3 protein-coding genes are annotated in these 2,891 nt (G+C 71.8%); 2 read left to right on the top strand and 1 reads right to left on the bottom strand.

Features of this window, described 5'->3' with window-relative positions:
* On the top strand, positions 1–1,035 hold a 1,035-nt coding region (locus JHN63_RS50695), incomplete at its 5' end, for an MFS transporter (protein WP_200691883.1).
* A gap of 69 nt (positions 1,036–1,104) precedes the next feature.
* Here the strand turns inward: JHN63_RS50695 and JHN63_RS50690 are convergent.
* Positions 1,105–2,082, bottom strand: a complete 978-nt coding sequence (locus JHN63_RS50690; protein WP_234478935.1) for an aromatic prenyltransferase — start codon at positions 2,080–2,082, stop codon at positions 1,105–1,107.
* Between the two features lie 302 nt (positions 2,083–2,384).
* Between JHN63_RS50690 and JHN63_RS50685 the strand changes: the two genes are divergently transcribed.
* On the top strand, positions 2,385–2,891 hold a 507-nt coding region (locus JHN63_RS50685; protein WP_374223033.1), incomplete at its 3' end, for a DUF6851 domain-containing protein.

The raw sequence follows: 2,891 nt of genomic DNA, 5'->3' as shown, positions 1-2,891 counted from the left end.
TTCGCCGCCGTACGGATCGTGGCCTGTCTGGGGCTGGGCGCGGTACTGCCGACGATGATGGCCCTGGTCGCGGACTGGACCCCCGCAGGGCGCCGGGCCCAGACGGTCGCGCTGGCCTTCGCCGGGGTGACCGCGGGCACCACCGCCGGCGGCATCCTCTCCTCGCTGCTGATCCCCGCCCACGGCTGGCCCGTACTGCTGCTGGTGTGCGGGCTGCTCCCGCTCCCGCTGATCCCCGCGCTGGCCGTGCTCGTCCCGGAGTCGGTGGGCGTGCTCGCCGCCCGCGGCCGGCCCGCCGCCGACATCCGCGGGGCGCTGCGCAGCGCCACCGGGGAGCGGGACCTGTCCGGTGTGGACCTGGAGCGCGCCGCGCCGCCCGGGCCGCCCGCCTCGCGGGCCGTGCTGTCGGGGGAGAGCACCCGCACCACCGTCCTGCTGTGGCTGTGCTTCCTGACCGGGCTGGGCGCCGTGGGCCTGATCCTCAGCTATCTGCCGCTGCTGGCCGAACGCACCGGCCTGACGTCCGCTCAGGCCGGTGTGGCCGTCGCGGCCTTCGGGTGGGGCGGCCTGGCGGGACAGCTCACGGTCTCCTTCGTCCTCAAGCGCTTCGACCGGTTCGGGGTGCTGGCCGGCCTGTGGGCGGCGGGCGTGCTGGGCCTGGCGGCCGCCGGCCTGTGGGCGGGACAGTTCGCCGCGCTGCTGGCCGGGGCGTTCGTCCTGGGACTGTGCCTGCCGGCGGCCAACTCCGCGCTGCAGGTGATCGCCGCGCTCGCCTACCCGCCCTCCCTGCGCGCCACCGGGATCGGCTGGGCCAACAGCGCGGGCAAGCTGGGTCCCGTGCTCGGCGGCCTGGCGGGCGGCCTGATGGCCCAGGCGGGCTGGAGCCTGGGCACGGTCCTGACCGTCCTGGCCGTGCCCCTCGCGCTGTGCCTGCCGGCCGTACGCGCACTGCGCGCCCGCAGCCGCCGCCACCGGCCCGGCCCGCGCACGGTTCCCCGCCCGCTGCCGTCCCCCGCACCCGGACAGACGGTGTGAGCGCACGGAACGGGCCCCGCCCCCCAGGTCAAAGGGGGGCGGGGCCCGTTCCGTGCGCCGGTGCCGCGGTCAGGTACGGCCGAGCAGCCCCTTCGCCTCCACCGAGCCCGCACTGATCTGGTAGTACGTCTGGAGCTTGAAGTACTCCCCGCCGGCGTACGACGCCACGTTGTACAGGCCCTTGCCGACCGGGCCGTAGGTGTGGGGAGCGTTCAGCGCGAACCTGCCCACCCGCGGGTCGACGTCGAAGCGCGCGGGAAGCTCCCGGACGTCGGGCAGCAGCGCGGCGAAGGTGATCCGCTGGATCGCGGGGGAGTCCCAGCTCAGGGTCGTGTAGATGCCGCCGGCCTGCCGGGCGTGGGCCAGCATCGCCGCGCTCGGCTCCGGCAGCCCGATGTCGCGCATCATGGCGCGCACGGTCGCCTCCTCGCGGCAGGCGGCGGGTGCCCCGAGGAAGTAGACGTTGATGGTCCTGCTCGGGTAGTCGATCCCGACCATGCTGATCTTGTCGTCCAGGCCGTAGCGGGCGTAGAAGTCGCGGTTGGCGCCCAGGCTCTGCGGCATGGACGGGACCTCGGCGAGATCCGACAGCTTCTGCAGGTTCTCGACCGGGAAGAACGTCCAGGTCTTCTTGAAGCCGCCGACGAGCCCGAAGTCCGCGCCGTGGCAGGGGATCGGGAACCGCTCCTCGAGATCGGCCAGCAGGGATCCGACGGGGTGGTCCGTCTTGTCGGTCAGCGAGTGCGACACCGCGTGGGCGTACGGGTCGAAGCCCCGGGGGAACGCCGTGAAACGGCAGTCGAGGTCACCCGTGTCCCGCGTCGCCACCCGGAAAGCGATCACGGCCTGCGGAATGAAGGGTGCGTAGGCGGCCAGGATGGGCCACACCGCGTCGCGCGAGGGATTTATGTCCAGCAGCCCGGCCGTTTCCTCCATGACGGAGTAAAGACTTTCCAGCTCCGCTGTCCCGGTCATCCGTATTCCTCCAGTGTCACCGTCGACGTCATCGATGTCCACATCAATATCAATACCGATGTCAATGTTCATGCCGCTCCATGAAAGCATCGGCGCCGGAAACTCGGCTTGTCAAGATATTGGCTAGTCTTTCCACTCCGCGTTATGGCGGACCGGTAAATGCAGCGAATTTCCACCGGGCCTCGAGCGGCCGCGGTTACTCTCCATGGGGTGAAATGCGGGATTCCCGGACGGAATGCACGCCACAGGCCACCAGCGGCCGGCCGGATCTCCGCCACGGCAGGCCCGCCCCCGAACCCCCGAGCCCAGAACACAGAATTCCGGATTCCGCCCCCGGGACCGCAGCGCCCTCATTCAGGAAAAGGACACGACCCATGACGACGTCCGGCCATTCACCCGCATCGCCCGCCGCCCCGGCCGCCGCGGCCGCTCCGAAGGTCGCCTTCGACTTCGACAACGGCAACTTCATCCGCGACCTGATCACCACCAACGGCGGCGGCGGTTTCCCCCCGGCCGAGGCCATCGCCCCGGGGGACACCCCCGTCTACACCTGGATCACCCTCCAGTTCCAGACGGCCTGGTTCGACGCGCTGGCGCCCTACCACCCCACCGCCCGGGGCGTGCACTCCCGCATCGCCCGCCGGCCCGCCGCCGAGTCCGCCACCAACCGCAACAAGAACATCGCCGGCCTGCACGCCTCCTACCAGGTCGTGAAGGCCGTGTTCGAGGAACGGGCCCCCGTCATGCGGATGGCGATGACCGCGTTCGGCCTGGACCCCGACGACGAGTCGCAGGACCCCGCCACCCCCGTCGGCATCGGCAACACCGCCGGCAAGGCCGTCGTCCCGGTGGGCGGCGACGACGGCCTTGCCGGCGGTGTT

Origin of the sequence: Streptomyces sp. MBT65 (assembly GCF_016612545.1) — a bacterium.
GTDB lineage: Bacteria > Actinomycetota > Actinomycetes > Streptomycetales > Streptomycetaceae > Streptomyces.
This window is presented reverse-complemented; position numbering and strand designations above follow the sequence as displayed.

Excerpts from the sequence above, each read along its gene's own strand:
- JHN63_RS50690 (WP_234478935.1), bottom strand. The coding sequence starts at position 2,082 with ATGAACATTGACATCGGTATTGATATTGATGTGGACATCGATGACGTC.